At 56.2% G+C, this 17,621-nt stretch carries 15 protein-coding genes and 1 pseudogene; 9 read left to right on the forward strand and 7 right to left on the reverse strand.

All coding sequences use genetic code 11. The annotated features are described in order from the left end of the window. Nucleotides 1-15: 15 nt before the first annotated feature. Together OC597_RS10320 and OC597_RS10325 are read left to right on the forward strand one after the other, a co-directional pair. Nucleotides 16-816, forward strand: a complete 801-nt coding sequence (locus tag OC597_RS10320) for a PTS mannose/fructose/sorbose/N-acetylgalactosamine transporter subunit IIC (RefSeq protein ID WP_085119282.1) — start codon at nucleotides 16-18, stop codon at nucleotides 814-816. Then, entirely contained in the window at nucleotides 816-1,637 is an 822-nt protein-coding gene (locus OC597_RS10325; RefSeq protein WP_261257683.1) for a PTS system mannose/fructose/sorbose family transporter subunit IID, read from the forward strand. Before OC597_RS10320 ends, OC597_RS10325 begins: the two co-directional genes overlap by 1 nt. Before the next feature lie 49 nt (nucleotides 1,638-1,686). On the opposite strand, the gene OC597_RS10330 is transcribed toward OC597_RS10325, so the two are convergent. From OC597_RS10330 to OC597_RS10345, 4 genes are all read right to left on the reverse strand, one after another. Continuing rightward, nucleotides 1,687-2,469 (reverse strand): glucose-6-phosphate isomerase family protein, encoded by a 783-nt coding sequence (locus tag OC597_RS10330; RefSeq protein ID WP_262208614.1) that lies wholly within the window; start codon nucleotides 2,467-2,469, stop codon nucleotides 1,687-1,689. Further along, nucleotides 2,462-3,025 (reverse strand): glucose-6-phosphate isomerase, encoded by a 564-nt coding sequence (locus tag OC597_RS10335; RefSeq protein ID WP_262208616.1) that lies wholly within the window; start codon nucleotides 3,023-3,025, stop codon nucleotides 2,462-2,464. Before OC597_RS10335 ends, OC597_RS10330 begins: the two co-directional genes overlap by 8 nt. Before the next feature lie 123 nt (nucleotides 3,026-3,148). Beyond that, on the reverse strand, nucleotides 3,149-4,309 hold the full coding sequence (locus OC597_RS10340) for a glutathionylspermidine synthase family protein (protein ID WP_099063267.1): 1,161 nt from the start codon (nucleotides 4,307-4,309) through the stop codon (nucleotides 3,149-3,151). A gap of 3 nt (nucleotides 4,310-4,312) precedes the next feature. Then, nucleotides 4,313-4,975 carry a DUF1190 family protein gene (locus OC597_RS10345; RefSeq protein ID WP_099063268.1) on the reverse strand — a complete coding sequence of 221 codons (663 nt, stop codon included), beginning with the start codon at nucleotides 4,973-4,975 and terminating at the stop codon, nucleotides 4,313-4,315. Nucleotides 4,976-5,329: 354 nt separating this feature from the next. Between OC597_RS10345 and OC597_RS10350 the strand changes: the two genes are divergently transcribed. The 4 genes and pseudogenes from OC597_RS10350 to dhaM form a co-directional block, all read left to right on the forward strand. Then, complete coding sequence (locus tag OC597_RS10350; protein WP_262208619.1) at nucleotides 5,330-6,436, forward strand: glycerol dehydrogenase; 1,107 nt, start codon at nucleotides 5,330-5,332, stop codon at nucleotides 6,434-6,436. 52 nt (nucleotides 6,437-6,488) lie between these two features. Beyond that, the gene (gene dhaK / locus OC597_RS10355) at nucleotides 6,489-7,559 is read left to right on the forward strand and encodes a dihydroxyacetone kinase subunit DhaK (protein ID WP_262208621.1); all 1,071 of its coding nucleotides are present in this window, start codon (nucleotides 6,489-6,491) and stop codon (nucleotides 7,557-7,559) included. A 9-nt stretch (nucleotides 7,560-7,568) separates the two neighbouring features. Beyond that, complete coding sequence (gene dhaL, locus OC597_RS10360; protein WP_085119270.1) at nucleotides 7,569-8,201, forward strand: dihydroxyacetone kinase subunit DhaL; 633 nt, start codon at nucleotides 7,569-7,571, stop codon at nucleotides 8,199-8,201. An 11-nt stretch (nucleotides 8,202-8,212) separates the two neighbouring features. Next, nucleotides 8,213-9,634: pseudogene (gene dhaM / locus OC597_RS10365) on the forward strand (dihydroxyacetone kinase phosphoryl donor subunit DhaM); the annotation flags it as partial. 32 nt (nucleotides 9,635-9,666) lie between these two features. Here the strand turns inward: dhaM and dhaR are convergent. After that, on the reverse strand, nucleotides 9,667-11,613 hold the full coding sequence (gene dhaR, locus OC597_RS10370; RefSeq protein ID WP_262208624.1) for a dihydroxyacetone kinase operon transcriptional regulator DhaR: 1,947 nt from the start codon (nucleotides 11,611-11,613) through the stop codon (nucleotides 9,667-9,669). 79 nt (nucleotides 11,614-11,692) lie between these two features. Continuing rightward, on the reverse strand, nucleotides 11,693-12,400 hold the full coding sequence (locus OC597_RS10375) for a FadR/GntR family transcriptional regulator (protein WP_261285322.1): 708 nt from the start codon (nucleotides 12,398-12,400) through the stop codon (nucleotides 11,693-11,695). 80 nt (nucleotides 12,401-12,480) lie between these two features. Here OC597_RS10375 and OC597_RS10380 point away from each other — a divergent pair, with 80 nt between their 5' ends. The 3 genes from OC597_RS10380 to OC597_RS10390 are packed head-to-tail and all read left to right on the forward strand — an operon-like array spanning nucleotide 12,481 to nucleotide 15,752. After that, nucleotides 12,481-13,335 (forward strand): RraA family protein, encoded by an 855-nt coding sequence (locus OC597_RS10380; RefSeq protein WP_262208626.1) that lies wholly within the window; start codon nucleotides 12,481-12,483, stop codon nucleotides 13,333-13,335. A 35-nt stretch (nucleotides 13,336-13,370) separates the two neighbouring features. Further along, the gene (locus tag OC597_RS10385; RefSeq protein ID WP_261285320.1) at nucleotides 13,371-14,660 is read left to right on the forward strand and encodes an MFS transporter; all 1,290 of its coding nucleotides are present in this window, start codon (nucleotides 13,371-13,373) and stop codon (nucleotides 14,658-14,660) included. 30 nt (nucleotides 14,661-14,690) lie between these two features. After that, nucleotides 14,691-15,752 carry a mannonate dehydratase gene (locus OC597_RS10390; protein WP_261463340.1) on the forward strand — a complete coding sequence of 354 codons (1,062 nt, stop codon included), beginning with the start codon at nucleotides 14,691-14,693 and terminating at the stop codon, nucleotides 15,750-15,752. A gap of 186 nt (nucleotides 15,753-15,938) precedes the next feature. On the opposite strand, the gene tolC is transcribed toward OC597_RS10390, so the two are convergent. Beyond that, complete coding sequence (gene tolC / locus OC597_RS10395) at nucleotides 15,939-17,471, reverse strand: outer membrane channel protein TolC (RefSeq protein WP_261257666.1); 1,533 nt, start codon at nucleotides 17,469-17,471, stop codon at nucleotides 15,939-15,941. Nucleotides 17,472-17,621 lie beyond the last annotated feature (150 nt).

Below are 17,621 nucleotides of genomic sequence, written 5' to 3' on the forward strand. Positions count from 1 at the left end.
CGGCAGGAGTCAACTATGTGGTTTGAAGCGACGCTTATCGGGATACTTTGCTATCTCGGCGCGCTGAGCAGCCCCTGGCTGCTGGGACTGACCGGAGGCTGGTATATTCTCAGTCGTCCGCTGGTCTCCGGCATGCTGGTGGGGGCTATTCTCGGCGATGTACAGACCGGTATCATCATCGGTGTTGCGGTCCAGGCGGTGTATATCGCTATGGTCACACCGGGCGGATCGATGCCGGCCGATCTCAACTTTGTAGCGTTCCCGGCGATTGCGTTGGGTATTCTCTCCGGGAAAGGAACCGAGGTGGCGGTCGCACTGGCGGCGACTATCGGCATCATGGGGACCGTGTTGTTCAACGCCATGATGGTGCTCAATTCTTACTGGAATCACCGTGCAGATTTGGCGGTAGAGCGCGGTGATGAACGGGGGATTTACCTCAATAGCGCCATCTGGCCGCAGGTCACCAACTTCCTGCTGCGTTTTATTCCGACGTTTATCGCGGTGTTTTTCGGGGCGCGCTACATCAACGCCTTTATGGACAGCCTGCCGGCGCTGGTGTTGACCACCATGAACGTGGTGGGCGGCATTCTGCCTGCGGTCGGCATCGCCATTCTTCTCAAACAGATTATTAAAAGCTACAGCATGCTGATTTACTTCCTGGTGGGGTTTATCTGCATTGTTTTCCTCAAGCTGAATATGGTGGCGCTGGTGATTGTCGGCGCGCTGCTGGCACTGATTCACTACAACTATAAGCCAGAGCCGCAGGTGGCCGCCGCACAGGCCGCGCCTCAGGCTGATGATGAGGATGAATTCTGATGGATACGCCAACACCAAAATTGAATAAGCAGGATCTGCGTCGTTGCTGGCGCAGTTGGATGATGTACAACCTGTCATCGATGAGCTTTGAACGTCTGGAGTCTTACGGTTTCTGTCTGAGTATGATGCCGGCGTTGAAAAAACTGTATCAGGACAAACAGCAGCGTATTGAGGCCATTCGCCGCCATACCTCGTTTTACAATACCGAACCACAGCTGGGCGCGATTGTTAACGGCATGGTGATAGGGCTGGAAGAAAAACGCGCCAACGGTGAGCCGATAGACGGGGAAACCATTAACACGCTCAAGGTGGGGTTGATGGGGCCGGTGGCCGGTATTGGCGACTCGATGGTACCGGGCATGTTGATCCCGATTTTGCTGAGTATCGGCATGGCGCTGGCGGCCGGTGGCAGTGTGATTGGCCCGCTGTTTTACATCATCGCCTTCAGCCTGATCGTCATTCCAGGGTCTTACTGGCTGTTTATGAAAGGCTACAACATGGGCTCCGGCTCGGTGGAGATGCTGGTCAGCAGCAAGTCCTCACGCCTGCGGGAAGCACTTTCCCTGCTGGGGGTGTTCGTCATGGGCGGCGTAGCGGCGAGCTACGTCAAGCTGGGGACAGGCCTGGAGTTTGTCACCAAAGACGGGGTGAATATTCACCTGCAGCAAATGCTGGACGGTATTTTCCCTAACCTGATGCCGTTGATCGTGGTGCTGGCGACCTGGTACCTGATGGCCAAGCGCGGGCTTTCACCGGTGAAAGCAATGCTCGGGCTATTGGTATTGGCGGCGGCAGGGGTGGCCTGCGGTTTGTTCTCTTAAGCTATCCTGAGTTACACGTAGGGGGCGAATATATTCGCCCCGTTCTCTTTCACGGCTCAAATCGTTGCCATTTTTCCGCTACGCTGCCCGGTTTGGAAATGAACTGAAAGCGTGCTGGATCGGCCTCAAACTGTGAGTATAAGGGGGCATTGCTCAGACCGAACTCGTGGTATTGGCGTGGTCCGATGGCGTGCAGCCTGCCGGATTGATATCGTGGATTCTGTTGCCAGATAATATGGTTGCCCTGCAATAGCGGGTACCAGGCCAGCCCTTTGTATTCACGTACTGCATCGTATTCAAAGCCATATTCACGATCGCACCAGGCGGCGAAGGTCAGCGGCTGGTTGGGATCGGCGGAAATGGTGGCGTGAGCCCACCCTGGCGGTACCAATACCTTTTCACCGGGGCCGGCATGGACGGCAAAGCAACGTCCCGGCTCACGTTCCACCCGTTCTTGCATGTAAATAATGGCCTTACCTTGCCAGATCTCGTACAGCTCCGGCGGTGACCAGCCGCTGTGTACGCTGATGCGGTGTACATGGCCCTGGCTGCGCACTGGCTCCTGACCTAACTGGCCCTTGGCATAGGTGACAATGCCGAACAGCAACATGCGCTTCTTCAATTCTGCCAAATGCTGCGATTTGGCGACGTCCATCGCAATGGCGTAGACCTGTTCTGGTCCATTGCAGCCAGGATCGCGTAAGGATAGGCGGATTTGTTCCAGCGTCCGTATTTCCGGCAATGGCCCAATCACCTCATCGCCATAACCAAATCCCATCGGGTTGTCGCTAATGCGCACATCAAGGCCAAATTGCAGCATCGAGTCACTCATATTGCGCCTCCGCTTTCCAACCGCTGCCATCGGCAAAGACCCGCAGTTTGAATCCCTGCGGCTGCAGTGCGTCGTAGTTGTGCCCTGCCACCGTTGGCCAGACCGCCAGGGCGGACAGCACCTCAGTACCTGTGTTAATCAGGCGGTGAGCGGTAAACGAAGGGATATGGTGAACGCTGCCGGGGGCAACCTGTTCCAACGTACAAGCCCCGTCCCGGTGTTGCAGCAACAGCAGACCCTGGCCACGTAGACCAAAATAGAACTCTGCCTGTTCGGGGCGCTGATGAAAATGCCCACGGGTCATAAAGAATTCGTTACCCACACGGCCAGGCTGCAGGTGAGTGGTGCCCACAAACAGCTCACCTTCCTGTAGCTCGGAAGGCAGCATTTCGACCTGATAGACGGCAAGTTCTGCCGGCATCGCTCGCCATGCGGCAGGATCGGCAAAGATCCCCGCCAGACTGCCCAGGGTCGTAGATTTACGTTGAATATCAGGTGCGGTAAAACATCCGTCGGCCAGGTTGACCTGTGGTGGAATAATGGACGTCAGTTTCATATCTGGTTGCTCCGCCCGAGGAGAACAGACGCTTCGAGTATAAAAGGTTAATCGATTAATCACCAGCCGAAAAGCATAAAAAAAGCGCGATATTATCGCGCTTGATATCAACCAATTTAATCGTTAACCGAGGATGATGTGCGGGTAGAAACGCGACAGATCCTGGGTGATCAGCTCGCGATCTTCGCGCAGACCGATGCCGCAAGGTTGATCGTCGACCAGCCAACTGCCGATCAGCGTATAGCTGCCTTCGAACTGTGGCAGTGGGTGGAACTGCTGTACGATCATGCCTTCTTCGCCGTAAGGGCCATCAACGCGCGCGACTTCCTGACCGTTCTGCACGATCTGGATATTGGCGCCTTCGCGTGAGAAAAGCGGCTTGGTGACGTAGTGATCGAGCTGCGGATGATCGTCTTCTGCAAAGTAAGAGGCCAGCAGATTCGGGTGATCCGGGAACATTTCCCACAGCATCGGCAGCAGGGCCTTATTGGAGATAATGCTTTTCCACGCCGGCTCCAGCCAGCGCACGCCGGCATCTTCCAGCTTGGTGGAAAACATCTCGCGCAGCATAAACTCCCACGGGTATAGCTTGAACAGATTACCGATAACCTGATTTTGCAGGTCGGTAAACTGGCCCTTTTCGCCCAGACCAATCTCTTCCATAAACAGGAATTCTGTCGGTACGCCGGCTTCCAGCGCGCAGTCCTGCAGGTATTGCACGGTACCGCGGTCTTCCTCACTGTCCTGGCAACAGGCCAGGTGCAGCAGGCCGAAACCGTGTTGTGCTTTCAGCTCGGCGAAGCGCTCGATCAGTTTTTCCTGCAGGCTGTTGTACTGATCGGACTCCGGGCTGAGATTGCCGGCGTTGATCTGGTCTTCCAGCCACAGCCATTGGAAAAAGGCCGCTTCGTACAGCGAGGTCGGGGTATCGGCGTTGTTTTCCAGCAGCTTGGGCGGATTGATACCGTCGTAGGCCAGATCAAGACGTGAATACAGTGACGGCTGGCTGGTGCGCCATGAGCTGCGCACGAACTCCCAAGTGTGTTTCGGGATGCGGAACTTGGTCATCAACGCATCGCTGCTGACCACTTTCTCTACCACCTGCAGGCACATCTGGTGCAATTCGGCGGTGGCGTTTTCAATTTCTTCAATCTGCGCCAGCGTGAATTGGTAATAAGCATCCTCACACCAGTACGGCTCGCCATACATGGTGTGGAAGCGGAAGCCAAATTCGGTGGCTTTTTCGCGCCAGTCCGGGCGCTCGGTAATCGCAACGCGTTTCATGCATTAACCGCCCATGCTGCGTGAGCTGGATGTTGCGCTGCTGCGCTGCATGCTGGTCTGCTTGGCAACGGATTCGCCAAAGCCGCCGCGAGTGACGGTATTGGTGACGGCCGGCTTAGGGGCCATCGCAGTTTTTGGCACCGTCATGGTGCGGCCGCCCGCGGTCGCCGGGCCATAGCTCTTGCCGGAGGCATCAACGAATTTGCCGTTGGCCGGGCTGGCTGCGTTTTTAGAGGTGAACAGCGGCTGCTGAGCAAAGCCGGAGCCGCCCATCATGCGGCCCATCATGTAACCCGCCATCAGCGGCATCCACATGCTGCCACTGCTCTGCGACTCAGCGGCCATGCCGGCCTGTGCCGGGGCGGATGCCTGTGTACACTGTGCTTCACCGAACTCGGCGACACAGTCTTCACGGGTGGCGTATTTTGGCGCGGTTTTTTCGGCTTCTTTCAGGGCGTTGTTATAAGCGGTGGTGCACTGCTCGCTCATCGAAGGGTTAGTGCGCGAACAGTCGTCGGCATTCTGATACATAGAGACCGTTTCATCGCTCTTCTCGCAGCCGGCCAGCATAAAGACTGCGCTGATCGCCAAAGCTACGGGCGCAACGCGGTAGTCGCGCCAGGATTTGCGGAACGTCTCTCGGTTGATGTTTTTTGTCCGTTTCATCGTCATTCATCCCATCAGTCGGGCTGTTATTCGCCCATTCCCAGTAATGGCGGTAAGGATAGGGGAAAGATGGTCAAAATTAAAGCTGAAATGCCCACAGAATCCACTCTTTACGCAGCTATACGTTAGGCTGTGCGCCAGTTCGCTTTACCGGCTAAAAAAGCCGCGTCATAGTTTCATTATGGAACGTCGTGATGGAAGTAATGTTCCATAATGAAACGAAAAAGCCGAAGAACCTAAAGCGTCTGGCAAGCCCTATAGTCAGTTCATAACAACGCGACGGCACAAGACCGACGCATCTATCACCTGATATCTGAACGTTACCATCGCCAATTTCCCTACAAGGATCCGGTTATGTTGAGAATCATCCAGTCTCCAGGCAAGTACATCCAGGGCGCCAACGCATTGGCCGCCGTGGGCGAATACGCTAAAGCGCTTGCCGACCATTATTTCGTGATTGCCGACGACTTCGTAATGAAGCTGACGGGCGATACCCTGATGGGCAGCCTGCATCAGCACGGAGTGAAGTATCACGCCTGTGTGTTCAACGGCGAATGCTGCCATAAGGAAATCGACCGACTGGGCCTGGAGCTGAAGGCTCATGGTTGCCACGGTGTGATTGGTGTCGGCGGCGGTAAAACACTGGACACCGCCAAGGCCATCGCGCATTACCAGCATTTGCCGGTGGTGTTGATCCCGACCATTGCGTCTACCGATGCTCCCACCAGTGCGCTGTCGGTGATTTACACCGAACAGGGCGAATTTGCCGAATACCTGATTTACCCACGCAACCCGGACATGGTGGTGATGGACAGCGCGATTATCGCCAAGGCACCGGTGCGGCTGCTGGTGGCGGGGATGGGCGATGCACTTTCGACCTATTTCGAAGCACAGGCCTGTTTCGATGCTCAGGCGACCAGCATGGCGGGCGGCAAATCCACGCTGGCGGCGCTGAGTCTGGCGCGGTTGTGTTATGAGACGCTGCTGGCGGAGGGCGTTAAAGCCAAGCTGGCGGTTGAGGCCGGGGTGGTGACGGAGGCGGTCGAGCGCATTATCGAGGCCAATACTTATCTGAGCGGCATCGGTTTTGAAAGCAGTGGCCTGGCGGGCGCGCACGCTATCCACAACGGTTTCACCGTACTGGAAGAGTGCCATCACCTGTACCACGGCGAGAAAGTGGCGTTTGGCACGCTGTCACAGCTGGTGCTGCAAAACAGCAGCATGGAACAGATCGAAACGGTGCTGGATTTCTGCCAGCGTCTCGGCCTGCCAATCACGCTGGCGCAAATGGGCGTGAGCGGCGATCCGGCAGCGAAAATCATGGCGGTGGCCGAAGCCAGCTGCGCGGCCGGTGAAACCATCCACAACATGCCGTTCGAGGTCACGCCTTCTAGCGTACAGGCAGCCATTTTGACGGCAGATCGGCTGGGCAACGCCTGGCTGCAACAACACTCAAGCTGATACCGCAGGGGCGCAGCAGGCTGCGTCCCGTCGGCCAAACGAGGAAATAACCGTGAAAAAACTGATCAATAAAGTTGAGTCGGTACTGGAAGAGCAACTGCTGGGGCTGGCAGAGGCTCACCCAGAGTTGTTGGTGCATCAGGAGCCGGTATTTGTCACCCGCGCTGATGCGCCGGTCCCGGGCAAGGTGGCGATCCTGTCCGGTGGCGGCAGCGGCCACGAACCGATGCACTGCGGTTTTGTCGGCGAAGGCATGCTCGACGGCGCCTGCCCGGGGGAGATTTTCACCTCGCCCACGCCGGATAAAATGTACGAGTGCGGCCAGGCGATCGACGGCGGTGCCGGGGTGCTGTTGATCATTAAAAACTACACCGGCGACATCTTGAACTTTGAAACCGCGACCGAACTGCTGCACGACAGCGGAACCCAGGTGGCGACAGTGCTGGTGGACGATGATGTGGCGGTGAAAGACAGCCTGTTCACCGCCGGGCGACGCGGGGTGGCCAATACCGTGCTGATGGAGAAACTGCTCGGTGCGGCAACGGCACGCGGCGATGACTTGGATAGCATCGTGACGCTGGGGCACAGTATCAATAATCACGGGCATTCGATCGGTATCGCACTGGGTGCCTGTACCGTGCCGGCGGCCGGTAAACCTTCGTTCGTGCTGGCGGAAAACGAGATGGAATTCGGCGTTGGCATTCACGGCGAACCAGGCATTGCGCGACGCCCGTTCACCACCCTTAATGCGGCAGTGGACGACATGTTCCATACCCTGATCGACCATGGTCACTATCAGCGCACTGTCCGCGTCTGGGATCGTCAGCAGGGTGAATGGCGCGATGAAGTACAGACCAAACAGCCGCTTACGCGTGGCGACCGGGTGATCGCACTGGTGAACAACCTGGGGGCGACGCCGCTGTCCGAGCTGTATGGCGTTTATCACCGGCTGGCGGAGCGTTGCGCCGAGGCGGGAATGATCGTTGAGCGTAGCCTGGTGGGCTCTTACTGCACGTCGCTGGACATGCAAGGGGTCTCGATCACGCTGCTGAAAGTGGACGACGAACTGTTGTCCTTGTGGGATGCGCCGGTGAAAACACCTGCGCTGCGTTGGGGCTGCTGAGGAGGAATCATGGCGTTAACCAAACAACAAGTGGTCGACTGGCTGATGCGCTGTGGAGAGGTGTTTACCCAGCAGCGCGATTTTCTAACCCGGCTGGATACCGAGATCGGTGATTCCGATCATGGGCTGAACATGAACCGCGGCTTCAACAAGGTGGTGGAAAAGCTGCCTTCGGTGGCGGATAAAGACATCGGCTTTATTCTGAAGAATACCGGTATGACGCTGCTGTCCAGTGTAGGGGGAGCCAGTGGTCCGCTGTTCGGCACCTTCTTTATCCGTGCCGCACAGTCGGCCAACGCCAAACAGAGCCTGGATCTGGCGGAACTGCACCAAATGATGCAAGAGGGCGTCGAAGGCGTGGTGATGCGCGGTAAGGCGGAGCCGGGTGATAAAACCATGTGCGATGCCTGGTGGGCGGTAGTGGAAAGCCTCGGCCAGTCGGCTCAGCAGCAGTTAAGCGTGGCGGAGGCTCTGCAGCGCGCCAGTGAGCGGGCGGAGCAGGCGGTTGAAAGCACCATTACCATGCAGGCGCGCAAAGGGCGGGCCAGTTACCTGGGTGAACGCAGCATCGGTCATCAGGATCCGGGTGCCACCTCGGTGATGTTGATGATGAAAACGCTGGCAGCGGTCGCCGGCCAATAGCAGGAGGCGAGATGATCAATATCGTTGTAGTTTCACACAGTGCGCTATTGGCGCGCGGGGTTGAAGAGCTGGCGTTGCAGATGATGCGCGGCGACGGCTGTAAACTGGTGTTGGCGGCGGGTGTCGATGATGCGGATCATCCGATAGGCACCGATGCAATCAAAGTGATGGAAGCCATTGAGTCGGTGGCTGACGGTGCGGGCATTGTGGTGTTGATGGATTTGGGCAGTGCGCTGCTGAGTGCCGAAACCGCGATCGATCTGCTGGATCCGTCGTTGGCCGGCAGGGTGAAGCTGTGCTCGGCACCGTTGGTCGAAGGGACGCTGGCCGCGGTGGTGGCCGCCAATGCCGGAGCGGGGTTGGAACAGGTACTGGCAGAAGCACAGGGTGCGTTGCAGGCCAAGCAGGCGCAGTTGGGCGAAGTTGCCACGCCGGTGGCCAAAAGCGTTGAGTTGCCGCTGACGCAGGGGAAAAGTGTCAGTTGGACGGTGCAGAACCCGCATGGTCTGCATGCTCGCCCGGCCGCCCGACTGGCGGAAGCCTTGGCACCGTTCGATGCCGAATTGGTGCTGGAAAAGCAGGGCCAGTGCGCCAATCCGCGCAGCCTTAACCAGCTTGCGCTTTTGCTGGTGCGCCATGGCGACACCATCCGGCTGATTGCCGACGGGCCGCAGGCCGATCAGGCACTGGCGGCGTTTAGCGCGCTGGCAGAGCAGCACTTTGGTGAAACGGTTTCCGAGCAGAGTTTGCCTTCATTACACGGTATTCCGGTGGCCGAAAGCGTGACCAGTGGCCCGGTGTGGCAGGCGATTAGCTTCTGGCCGACGGTGGTCGAACGTACTATTGGCGCAGACGACGTACTGAACGAACAACAGCGGTTACGCCAGGCATTGCAGCACACGCTGAGCGATCTGAACCGGTTGGCAGAGCGCACCGGCTCGTTGATTGGCAAACCGCAGGCGGCAATCTTCGGTGCTCACAGTATGCTGCTGGACGACCCGGATCTGCAGCAGGCGGCCTATACCCGCATCGCCCGGCAGCAATGCAGTGCCGAGCAGGCCTGGCGGCAGGAGATGGAAGCCATTGCCGGGGAGTATCGTGAACTGGACGATGAATATATGCGGGCGCGTGAGCTGGACGTGCGCGATATGCTGCGCCGCACCCTGAGTCATCTGCAACAGCAGCCGTTGCCGGTGATTACGCTGACCGCGCCGTCCATTCTGGTGATGGACGAACTGATGCCGTCAGACGTGGTGATGCTCGACCGTCGTCTGGTGCTCGGCATCTGCCTGAGCGGTGGCAATGCGCTGTCGCACAGTGCGATCCTGGCGAAAGCCATGGGGATGCCGATGGTGGTGGGCATGAACGACTGCATGAGCAAAACCCGCAACGGCCAGAAAGCGATGCTGGACGCGGCGCGTGGTGTGCTGCAATGTGCTGCAACTCAGCCACTGATGGCGCGCCCTCAGGCGCGCAGCTTAAACTGGCGGATATCTATCTGATACTGTTTGATTTTCCGCCACAGCGTGGTGCGGCCAATGCCTAGCAACTGCGCCATCTCGTTCAACTGTCCGCGGCTGACGTTGGCCGCGCGAATGATCGCCTGGCGTTCCACCTCCGCCAGCGTCAACAGCGGCATGCCCGGTTGCGGTTCACTTTCCAGCAGCGGCTGGTGGCTGAGCAGGTGCTCGGGCAAATCCGCCAGTTGCAGGTGGTGGCCGTGACACATCATCGCGGTGCGCTCCACCACCCCCTTCAGTTCCAGATCGTTGCCGGGCCACAGATACAATCCGAGTTGGGCCATCACTTCGTCATCCACCCGGAAACGGCACTGAAAATGCTGTTCCAGCGTGCGCAGATGGTGCTTCACCAGCAGCGGAATATCGCTTAGTCGCTGGCGCAGCGAGGGGATCTGGATCTCGAACGCCTGCAGGCTGTAAAACAGCTGACGGCGAAAACGATTCTGTTGCACCAACAGCGGCAGATCGGCGGCGCTGCTGGCGATCACCCGCACATCGACCGGGATCACCCGGTTGGAGTTGAGCCGCATCACCACGCCGGTTTTCAGCACCTGCAGCAGCGCCGACTGCATCTCCGCCGGTAAATACTCGATTTGTTCCAGGTACAGCGTGCCGCCGTTGGCCAGTTCAAACTTGCTGAGTTGGCCCGCTTCTTCCTCGTTGGCATCGCTGCCCAGTAGTTCACGCAACCCCTGCGCTTCCGGCATCAGCTGGCAGTTGAGGGCGATATAAGGCCCGGCTGCGCGGTCGCTGGCGTTGTGGATCGCTTGGCTGAGTAACTCCTTGCCGACGCCTTCTTCGCCGCACAGCAGGATCGGGTGCTGCCCCTTCGCGGCTTGCTGGCCATAACGGATCAACCGGCGCATCTCCAGCGAGGCGGAAGGCATCTGTTCAAAACTGTGGCTGACGCGCCCCAATTGGCTGCTGACATACTGGCGCAGCCGCTCGAGCGGATGCAGCAGGGCGATAAAGCTGCAGCGCTCACCGTCGAAGATCGGCTTGAGGGTTAACAGCGTCGCGATAAACTGCCGCTGGCTTTCAAAGGTGACCTCAACGTGCTGCAACGGCTGCCGCTGGGCGATGGCGCGGTTGAGCAGGGCGGGCAGCGTCAGCAACTGGGTCAGCGCTTTGCCCTGGCTTTGTTGCTCATCCAGCTTCAGCAAGGAAGCGGCGCGCTGATTGATGTACTGCAGGTAACCGCGATGGTCCCAGGCCATAACGCCGTCATCCACCCCGTCGAGCAGGCCGTAAAGCTGGTTCAGGTGGCGGTTGGACTCCGCCAGCAGGCTGTCGGCGTTCAGGGAGTTGCCGATCTCGCGTGCCAGCGCCAGCGTCAGTGACAGATCGCCGGCGGCGCAGTCGGCCAACCGGCAGCCCAGCGCAATCGAACCGCGTTGACGACCGCTGTTGTCGTAGACCGGCGTGGCGCAGAATGACCAGTCGTGCAATGCCTGGCGCACATGTTCGCTGCCGCGCACCTGCATCGGGTGGCCCTCGGCCACTGCCAATGAAGGTGCATTGGTACCAATGTCCCCCTCGGCCCAATAAGCGCCGGGGGTAAACCCCAATAGCTGCAGGCGTTCGCGCGTCGGGGCATCGCCGCACAGCCACAACATGCAGCCGCTTTCGTCGAGGATCATCAGCAGGCAACGGCGCTGTTCCATGTATTCGCAGGCGTCTTCCAGCGCCGCCTGACCGAGTGTTAGCAGGTCGTTCTTACGCTGGCAGATGGAATTAAAGGTGGCACCGAGCGCGCAGTGGGGCGCTTTCCACACCGCGGGCTGCATCAGGCTGCGGCAGCGCAACCAGGAGGCATAAATTGCCGGCGCAGGGCGTTGCGCGGGGGGCAGCTCGCCTTCGATCAGGCGTTGCCAGCTTGAGGTGTTCTCCATCGGATCCCATCCACACGAGATAAAACGATAGCCGTGATGATACCACCCCAGGGCGGGGGAAGGGCTGTGAGGCGGCGTGTCATTTCTGAACGATCAGGGCATTTATCGCCGAATCAAAATGATCCTCCATCGCTTCTCTGGCGCCGGCTTCGTCGCGCAGGCACACTTTTTCTAAAATAGCCTGGTGTACGCTGATGATCTTTTCACGGCGATCGTTGATATCGTGGGCCTGTAAACCGGCCGCGATTGAATTTTCCAGTGACGCACGCAAAGCTTGTAACAACAACGCATAGATCGGGTTCCCCGATGCTTCTGCCAGGATCAAATGAAACTGCGTATCGTGGATAATGAACTGCTGATGGTCGCCAAAGACATGACGTAAATTTTCCATTTCCATACGTAGCCTGGAGAAGTCATCTTCCGAACCGTGCCGGGCTGCCAATGCTGCACACTGCACCTCCAGGGTTCTGCGTAACTCCAGTATCTCACCGGTAGAAATCTGTCGGGTCACCATGGAATAGTTGAAAATGGTCTCCAGTGCTGAGGAGTTGACGGTCTGCACTCTGGGATGTTTGCCGCTGCTGATATCCAAAATACCCAAGATGGACAGGGCCTGGAACGCCTCACGTACGACGCCGCGACTCACCCCAAGCGTTTCAATCAGTTGCTTCTCACTAGGAACTTTCGCACCCGGCTCCAGCTTGTTGGTGGTAATGAGATTGAGCAGGTAATTCCTTACCTGCTCTGAAAGGGTGCTTTTCTCAATTACTGATTTAATCATGCTCATTGTGCTGCTCTCTGGAGTCGTTTATCGACGATCTGGCGGTGTCTACAGTATCAGAAAAGTTTAAATGCCAATGGATCAATATGTTATCGACTAATCGTTTTCCTTATCAATGGTTTGCTGTTGCCATATTCGCGATGAAGATCACATCGCCGGGATCTGATGCTTTTCCGTTGTTTTTATTTCCTCTAACCTGTCTGACAGGTAGACAGTATGACATGTTAACTTGTACTGATAAAGAGGAACGGGATATGGCTTCAACTGAAAAAAAACTGTTTGATAATATTAAAGAAAATTTATCGACTGCGTTACTGGGCGATATCCTGGATGAAATGGGATTACACCACCAGTTCCTGCATCCGCGATTGCAACCCTTGGCAGATCACATGCGTATTGCCGGAAGGGCAATGCCGGTTTTGGAGGCGGACTACGCCACCTTCCCAGGCACGAAAAGCCAGGGTCCGCTGGGAGACAAAGCTTTTGGTGTGATGTTCGAAGCTTTGGATAGTCTGATGGAAAACGAAGTTTATATTGCCAGCGGGTCATCGCCGACGTACGCCCTGTGGGGAGGATTAATGTCTACGCGCGCCAACCATCTTAAGGCGGCCGGCGCCATTCTGAACGGTTATTCCAGAGATAAACATGAAATTTTGGCGTTGGATTTCCCGGTTTTCTCTCGCGGAAATTATGCCCAGGATCAGAAAGTACGCGGCAAGGTACTCGACTACCGTGTTCCGGTAAATATAGATGGCGTGTTGATTGCTCCGGGCGACATGGTGGTGGCGGATGAAGAGGGCGTGCTGGTGATCCCTGCCAGGGTTGAACAGGAGGTTATTGGGTTGGCTCTGGAGAAAAAGGCAATGGAAAACAAAGTTCGCGATGCCATTGCCCAGGGAATGGGGGCTGTTGAGGCCTATCATCGCTTTGGCGTGATGTAACCCACTTTCTGTTTCCAGAATACGAGGACATGACAATGTTTAAAAGTAAACGCTGGAATATTGTTTTTTTACTTTCTCTGGGGGGAGCGATTAACTACATGGATCGTTCGGCGTTCGCCATTGCAGCGCCGATGTTTGCCAATGACTTACAACTCACCCCCGGTGAACTGGGTATTATTTTTAGCAGTTTCTCCATCGGCTATGCACTGTTCAATTTTATCGGTGGTTATGCCTCGGATCGATTTGGACCCAAACTGGTGTTCGCAGTCAGTATGGCGTTTTGGTCGTTCTTTTGTGGGTTGATCGGTCTGGCTATGGGATTTGCTTCTATGCTGGTTATTCGTGTTTTGTTCGGTGCAGGAGAAGGCCCCTTTGCGGCCACGCTGAATAAAATGGTCAACAATTGGTTTCCGCGTCGTGAAATCGGCAGCGCCATCGGTGTAGCCACTGCCGGCAACCCATTGGGTGGTGCCGTTGCCGGATCGATAATGGGAACGCTGGTCCTGGTTATTGGCTGGAGAATGGCGTTTGTTGCCATTGCGCTACTTGGTTTTGTCTGGCTGGCTTTTTGGTTAAAAATTGCCAAAGACCGCCCGGAGCAGCATCCCTCAATTAGCCCGGAAGAGCTGGCGTTGATTCAGCAGGGGCAACAGGGTGACGACGAAGAGATCGACGAATCATCGCTTCCACTCTCTTTCTACATTAAACAGCCCACCATCCTGGCTACGGCCTTCGCCTTCTTTGGCCTGAACTACATCCTGTTTTTCTTTCTTTCCTGGTTCCCCAGCTATTTGTCGACCTCTCAGCACCTTAGTTTGAAGGACATGAGTATCGTCAGCGTGATCCCGTGGTTGCTTGGTTCCATCGGGATGGCGCTGGGCGGATACCTGTGCGATTGCCTGGTCCGTAAAACGGGTAATCCGTTGCTATCACGCAAAATCGTCCTGGTCGTCTGTCTTGGTGCGTCAGCCATTTTTGTTATCTGTGTCGGTAATGTTTCCAGCGCAACGAGCGCCGTGACTCTGATGGCCTGCGGGATCTTCTTTCTTTATCTGTCAGCCACCACTTACTGGGGGATTTTGCAGGATACCGTCGCCCGTAAAAACATGGGGGCTGTGGGTGGCGTAGTGCACGCAACCGCTAACGTAGCGGGCATCTTGGGCCCCATTGTCACCGGATACATTATTCAATGGACCGGGGCCTACAACACCGCGTTTTTCATCGCGGGGGGCGTAGCGGTACTGGGAGCCATTAGCGTAGCGATTTTTGTTAAACCCTTACGACTAAAGGATACAAAGTACGTATCTGTAATCGGTCATGAATAAAAATGGTCTTGTTCTTCAGGAGATAACGTTATGAAACTGGGCTTTGGTCTGTACAGACACATGCTGGATGATGAGCATTTTGCCTTTGCTCGCCAGTGCGGCGCTACCCATATCGTGGTGCATATGGTGGACTACTTTCATCGAAATGATCGCTTCTCTCGCTCGAATCAACCTGTGGGTGATACCCAGGGATGGGGGACAGCGCAGGCGGAGATCTGGAGCACGGAAGAACTTCTCGATATCCGTGCCCGCATGGAAAAATTTGACCTGACTTTTTTTGCTATTGAAAACTTCGATCCTTGTCACTGGGATCACATATTGTTTGATGGACCGAAAAAAGATCAGCAGATAGAAACGGTTAAGCAAATTATTCGCAATGTCGGTGCTGCAGGTATTCCTGTTTTTGGTTATAACTTCAGTTTGGCTGGCGTCGCGGGACGAATAGAGGAAAACAAGGCGCGTGGCGGGGCTAAAACCGTAGGGTTAAACGGACTGAATGAGCAAACAGAAAGTCCGCTACCGGCCAGCATGGCATGGAATATGGTGGTTGATGAACAGGCGACGGGACTGAGAGAAGCGACGACGACGGAACAGCTTTGGCAGCGTCTGGAGTGGTTCCTTGCACAGATTGTTCCCGTAGCCGAAGAAGCGGGCGTCAGGCTGGCTGCACATCCTGACGACCCACCGATAGAGTTTGTTCGCGGGCAGCCACGGTTGGTGAATCAGCCGCATTTGTATCAAAAGCTACTGGATTTGCAACCCAGTCACTCGAATGCGCTGGAATTCTGCCTTGGCACTATTGCGGAAATGTCAGAGGGAGATGTTTATCAGGCCGTGGAACGTTATGCGCAACAAGGAGCTATTGCCTACCTGCATTTTCGCAATGTTAAAGGTAAGGTGCCTTACTACCATGAAACCTTTATTGATGAAGGTGATATCGATATGCCGAAGGTGTTGCGCATTCTCAAAGAGTGTAAATTTGAAGGCGTACTGATCCCCGATCATTCGCCACAGATGAGCTGTGAAGCGCCATGGCATGCCGGTATGGCCTATGCGATGGGCTATATGAAAGCACTCCTGCAGCTTATCTAAATATTGTCCTGTTTTTAGTCATGTCCATTACCCAGGCGTATATCAACCTACGCCTGTTCTCGCACTTTCCTGCTCGAGTAAACCTATCCTAACTCTGTCTGTATTTGAGCAGCGAGGCGGCGACGACCAGGCAAAAAAAACGGGGTGCGGCAGAAGCCGGACCCCGTATTCAGCGTCGTACACCCATCAATTGCGGAATGGGTTACCGCTGTTGCGTGCAGGCTGAGTCGTGGTGGTAGTCGCCGGCGCAGAAGCGCGGGTGGCAACCGGTGCCGCAGCAACTGGCGCGGAGGTCTGCGGCGCAGGGGCGTTGCCGTTATAGCCTTCAGCGTAAGCGTCCTGGGCGGTGGTCTGCGGTGCTACCACGTCTTGCGAAGTAGAAATCGGTTTGCCCAATGCACCGTTCAGCATCATCAGGTCGTTCTCGTTCAGGGTACCGAGCGCCGACTTGATGTTCAGTTGGTTGATCAGGTAGGTATAACGCGCGCTGGAGAGCTGTTGCTTGGCGTTATACAGCGTACTGGTGGCATCCAGCACATCGACGATGGTACGGGTACCGACCTGGTAACCGGCCTCGGTCGCATCCAATGAACTCTGGGCAGACACTACCGCTTGTTGATAGGCGTTGATGCTGCTGATCGAGGCATTCACGTTATTGAACGAAGAACGCACGGTCTGCACTACGCTGCGGTGGGCGCTTTCCAGTTGCTCACTGGCGCCGACGAAGTTGTACTGCGCCTGTTGCACCTGCGAGTTGGTCTGGCCGCCACTGTACAGTGGTAAACTCAGCGATACACCAACCTGGTTTTGACCGGCATCCGAGTTGTTGTACCGGGTGGAGCCGAGGCTGTCGGTAGTTGCCGACCCGTTGTAACGGGTATTGGTAATACCGGTTGAAGCATTCAGATTAACCGTTGGCATATAGCCGGTTTGCGCCGAGCGGATTTGCTCACGGGCCAGATCCTGGCTCAGACGGGCTGAGAGCAGGCTCAGGTTGCGACTTTCAGCTTCTTTCAGCAGGTTGTTCACCGCTTCCGGACGCTTGGTATTAAAGGCGTTGGTATTCAGTGATGCCAGTTCCGGGTAGAAGGTGCCGGTCACCTGGCGCAGAGATTCCAGCGCGTTATCCAGGTTGTTACGGGCGGTGACTTCGGCTGCCAGCACGGTATCGTAGGACGAACGGGCGTTCTGCACGTCGGTGATCGCTACCAGGCCCACGTTAAAGCGTTGGGTAGTCTGGTCCAGGGTACGGTAAACCGCTTGCTTGTTCGCCTGGGTGTAGGACAGCGTATCAATGGCGCTCAACACGTTAAAATAGGCGGTGGCAGTGTTGAGGATCAGCGTTTGCGCGGCGGTTTGAAAAGTTACGTCGGAAATACCGGCGGTTTTTTCCTGCAGCGTCAGCGCACGCCATTTAGACATATCGAAGATAGTTTGGGTCAGGCCAAGTGAAGCACTAGACACATTGCTGTTGACGCCATTGCTGTCACGATAGCCATTATTGTAATTGTAACCGGCGCTCAAACCCAACTGCGGCAGCAGCGGGCTGCGTGCTTCGTTGATTTTTTCGAATGCGGCGTCACGGTCAGCGGCGGTTTTGCGCAGATCCGGGTTACTTTCCCTGGCCTGTTTGTAGACCTGCAGCAGGTTCTCTGCCTGGCTCATTGCACTGAAGCCGCCCAGGCTCAGTCCGATAAGAAGGGGGAGCAGTTTCTTCATTTGCATTCCTTGTTGTGCAGCAATATTGCTATGTTAGCGCTGACGATAGACGAAATAGTTGCCGATTCTAGCAGAGTCTGTTGTACGCCTGAGTTGGCTGAATGTGCCATCGCGCGTAACTTTTACCTTTCAGGCCGCCTGTTTACCTTA

The sequence above is a fragment of the Serratia proteamaculans genome (genome assembly GCF_946227095.1).
In the GTDB taxonomy this organism is placed as follows: domain Bacteria; phylum Pseudomonadota; class Gammaproteobacteria; order Enterobacterales; family Enterobacteriaceae; genus Serratia; species Serratia proteamaculans_E.

What these genes read in the sequence shown, in the direction of transcription:
- dhaR (WP_262208624.1), bottom strand. Translation starts at nt 11,613, where the DNA reads ATGGAGAACACCTCAAGCTGGCAACGCCTGATCGAAGGCGAGCTGCCC.
- OC597_RS10385 (WP_261285320.1), top strand. Translation starts at nt 13,371, where the DNA reads ATGTTTAAAAGTAAACGCTGGAATATTGTTTTTTTACTTTCTCTGGGG.
- OC597_RS10320 (WP_085119282.1), top strand. Translation starts at nt 16, where the DNA reads ATGTGGTTTGAAGCGACGCTTATCGGGATACTTTGCTATCTCGGCGCG.
- tolC (WP_261257666.1), bottom strand. Translation starts at nt 17,471, where the DNA reads ATGAAGAAACTGCTCCCCCTTCTTATCGGACTGAGCCTGGGCGGCTTC.
- OC597_RS10380 (WP_262208626.1), top strand. Translation starts at nt 12,481, where the DNA reads ATGTTATCGACTAATCGTTTTCCTTATCAATGGTTTGCTGTTGCCATA.
- OC597_RS10345 (WP_099063268.1), bottom strand. Translation starts at nt 4,975, where the DNA reads ATGAAACGGACAAAAAACATCAACCGAGAGACGTTCCGCAAATCCTGG.
- OC597_RS10330 (WP_262208614.1), bottom strand. Translation starts at nt 2,469, where the DNA reads ATGAGTGACTCGATGCTGCAATTTGGCCTTGATGTGCGCATTAGCGAC.
- OC597_RS10375 (WP_261285322.1), bottom strand. Translation starts at nt 12,400, where the DNA reads ATGAGCATGATTAAATCAGTAATTGAGAAAAGCACCCTTTCAGAGCAG.
- OC597_RS10325 (WP_261257683.1), top strand. Translation starts at nt 816, where the DNA reads ATGGATACGCCAACACCAAAATTGAATAAGCAGGATCTGCGTCGTTGC.
- OC597_RS10340 (WP_099063267.1), bottom strand. Translation starts at nt 4,309, where the DNA reads ATGAAACGCGTTGCGATTACCGAGCGCCCGGACTGGCGCGAAAAAGCC.
- dhaL (WP_085119270.1), top strand. Translation starts at nt 7,569, where the DNA reads ATGGCGTTAACCAAACAACAAGTGGTCGACTGGCTGATGCGCTGTGGA.
- OC597_RS10335 (WP_262208616.1), bottom strand. Translation starts at nt 3,025, where the DNA reads ATGAAACTGACGTCCATTATTCCACCACAGGTCAACCTGGCCGACGGA.
- OC597_RS10390 (WP_261463340.1), top strand. Translation starts at nt 14,691, where the DNA reads ATGAAACTGGGCTTTGGTCTGTACAGACACATGCTGGATGATGAGCAT.
- OC597_RS10350 (WP_262208619.1), top strand. Translation starts at nt 5,330, where the DNA reads ATGTTGAGAATCATCCAGTCTCCAGGCAAGTACATCCAGGGCGCCAAC.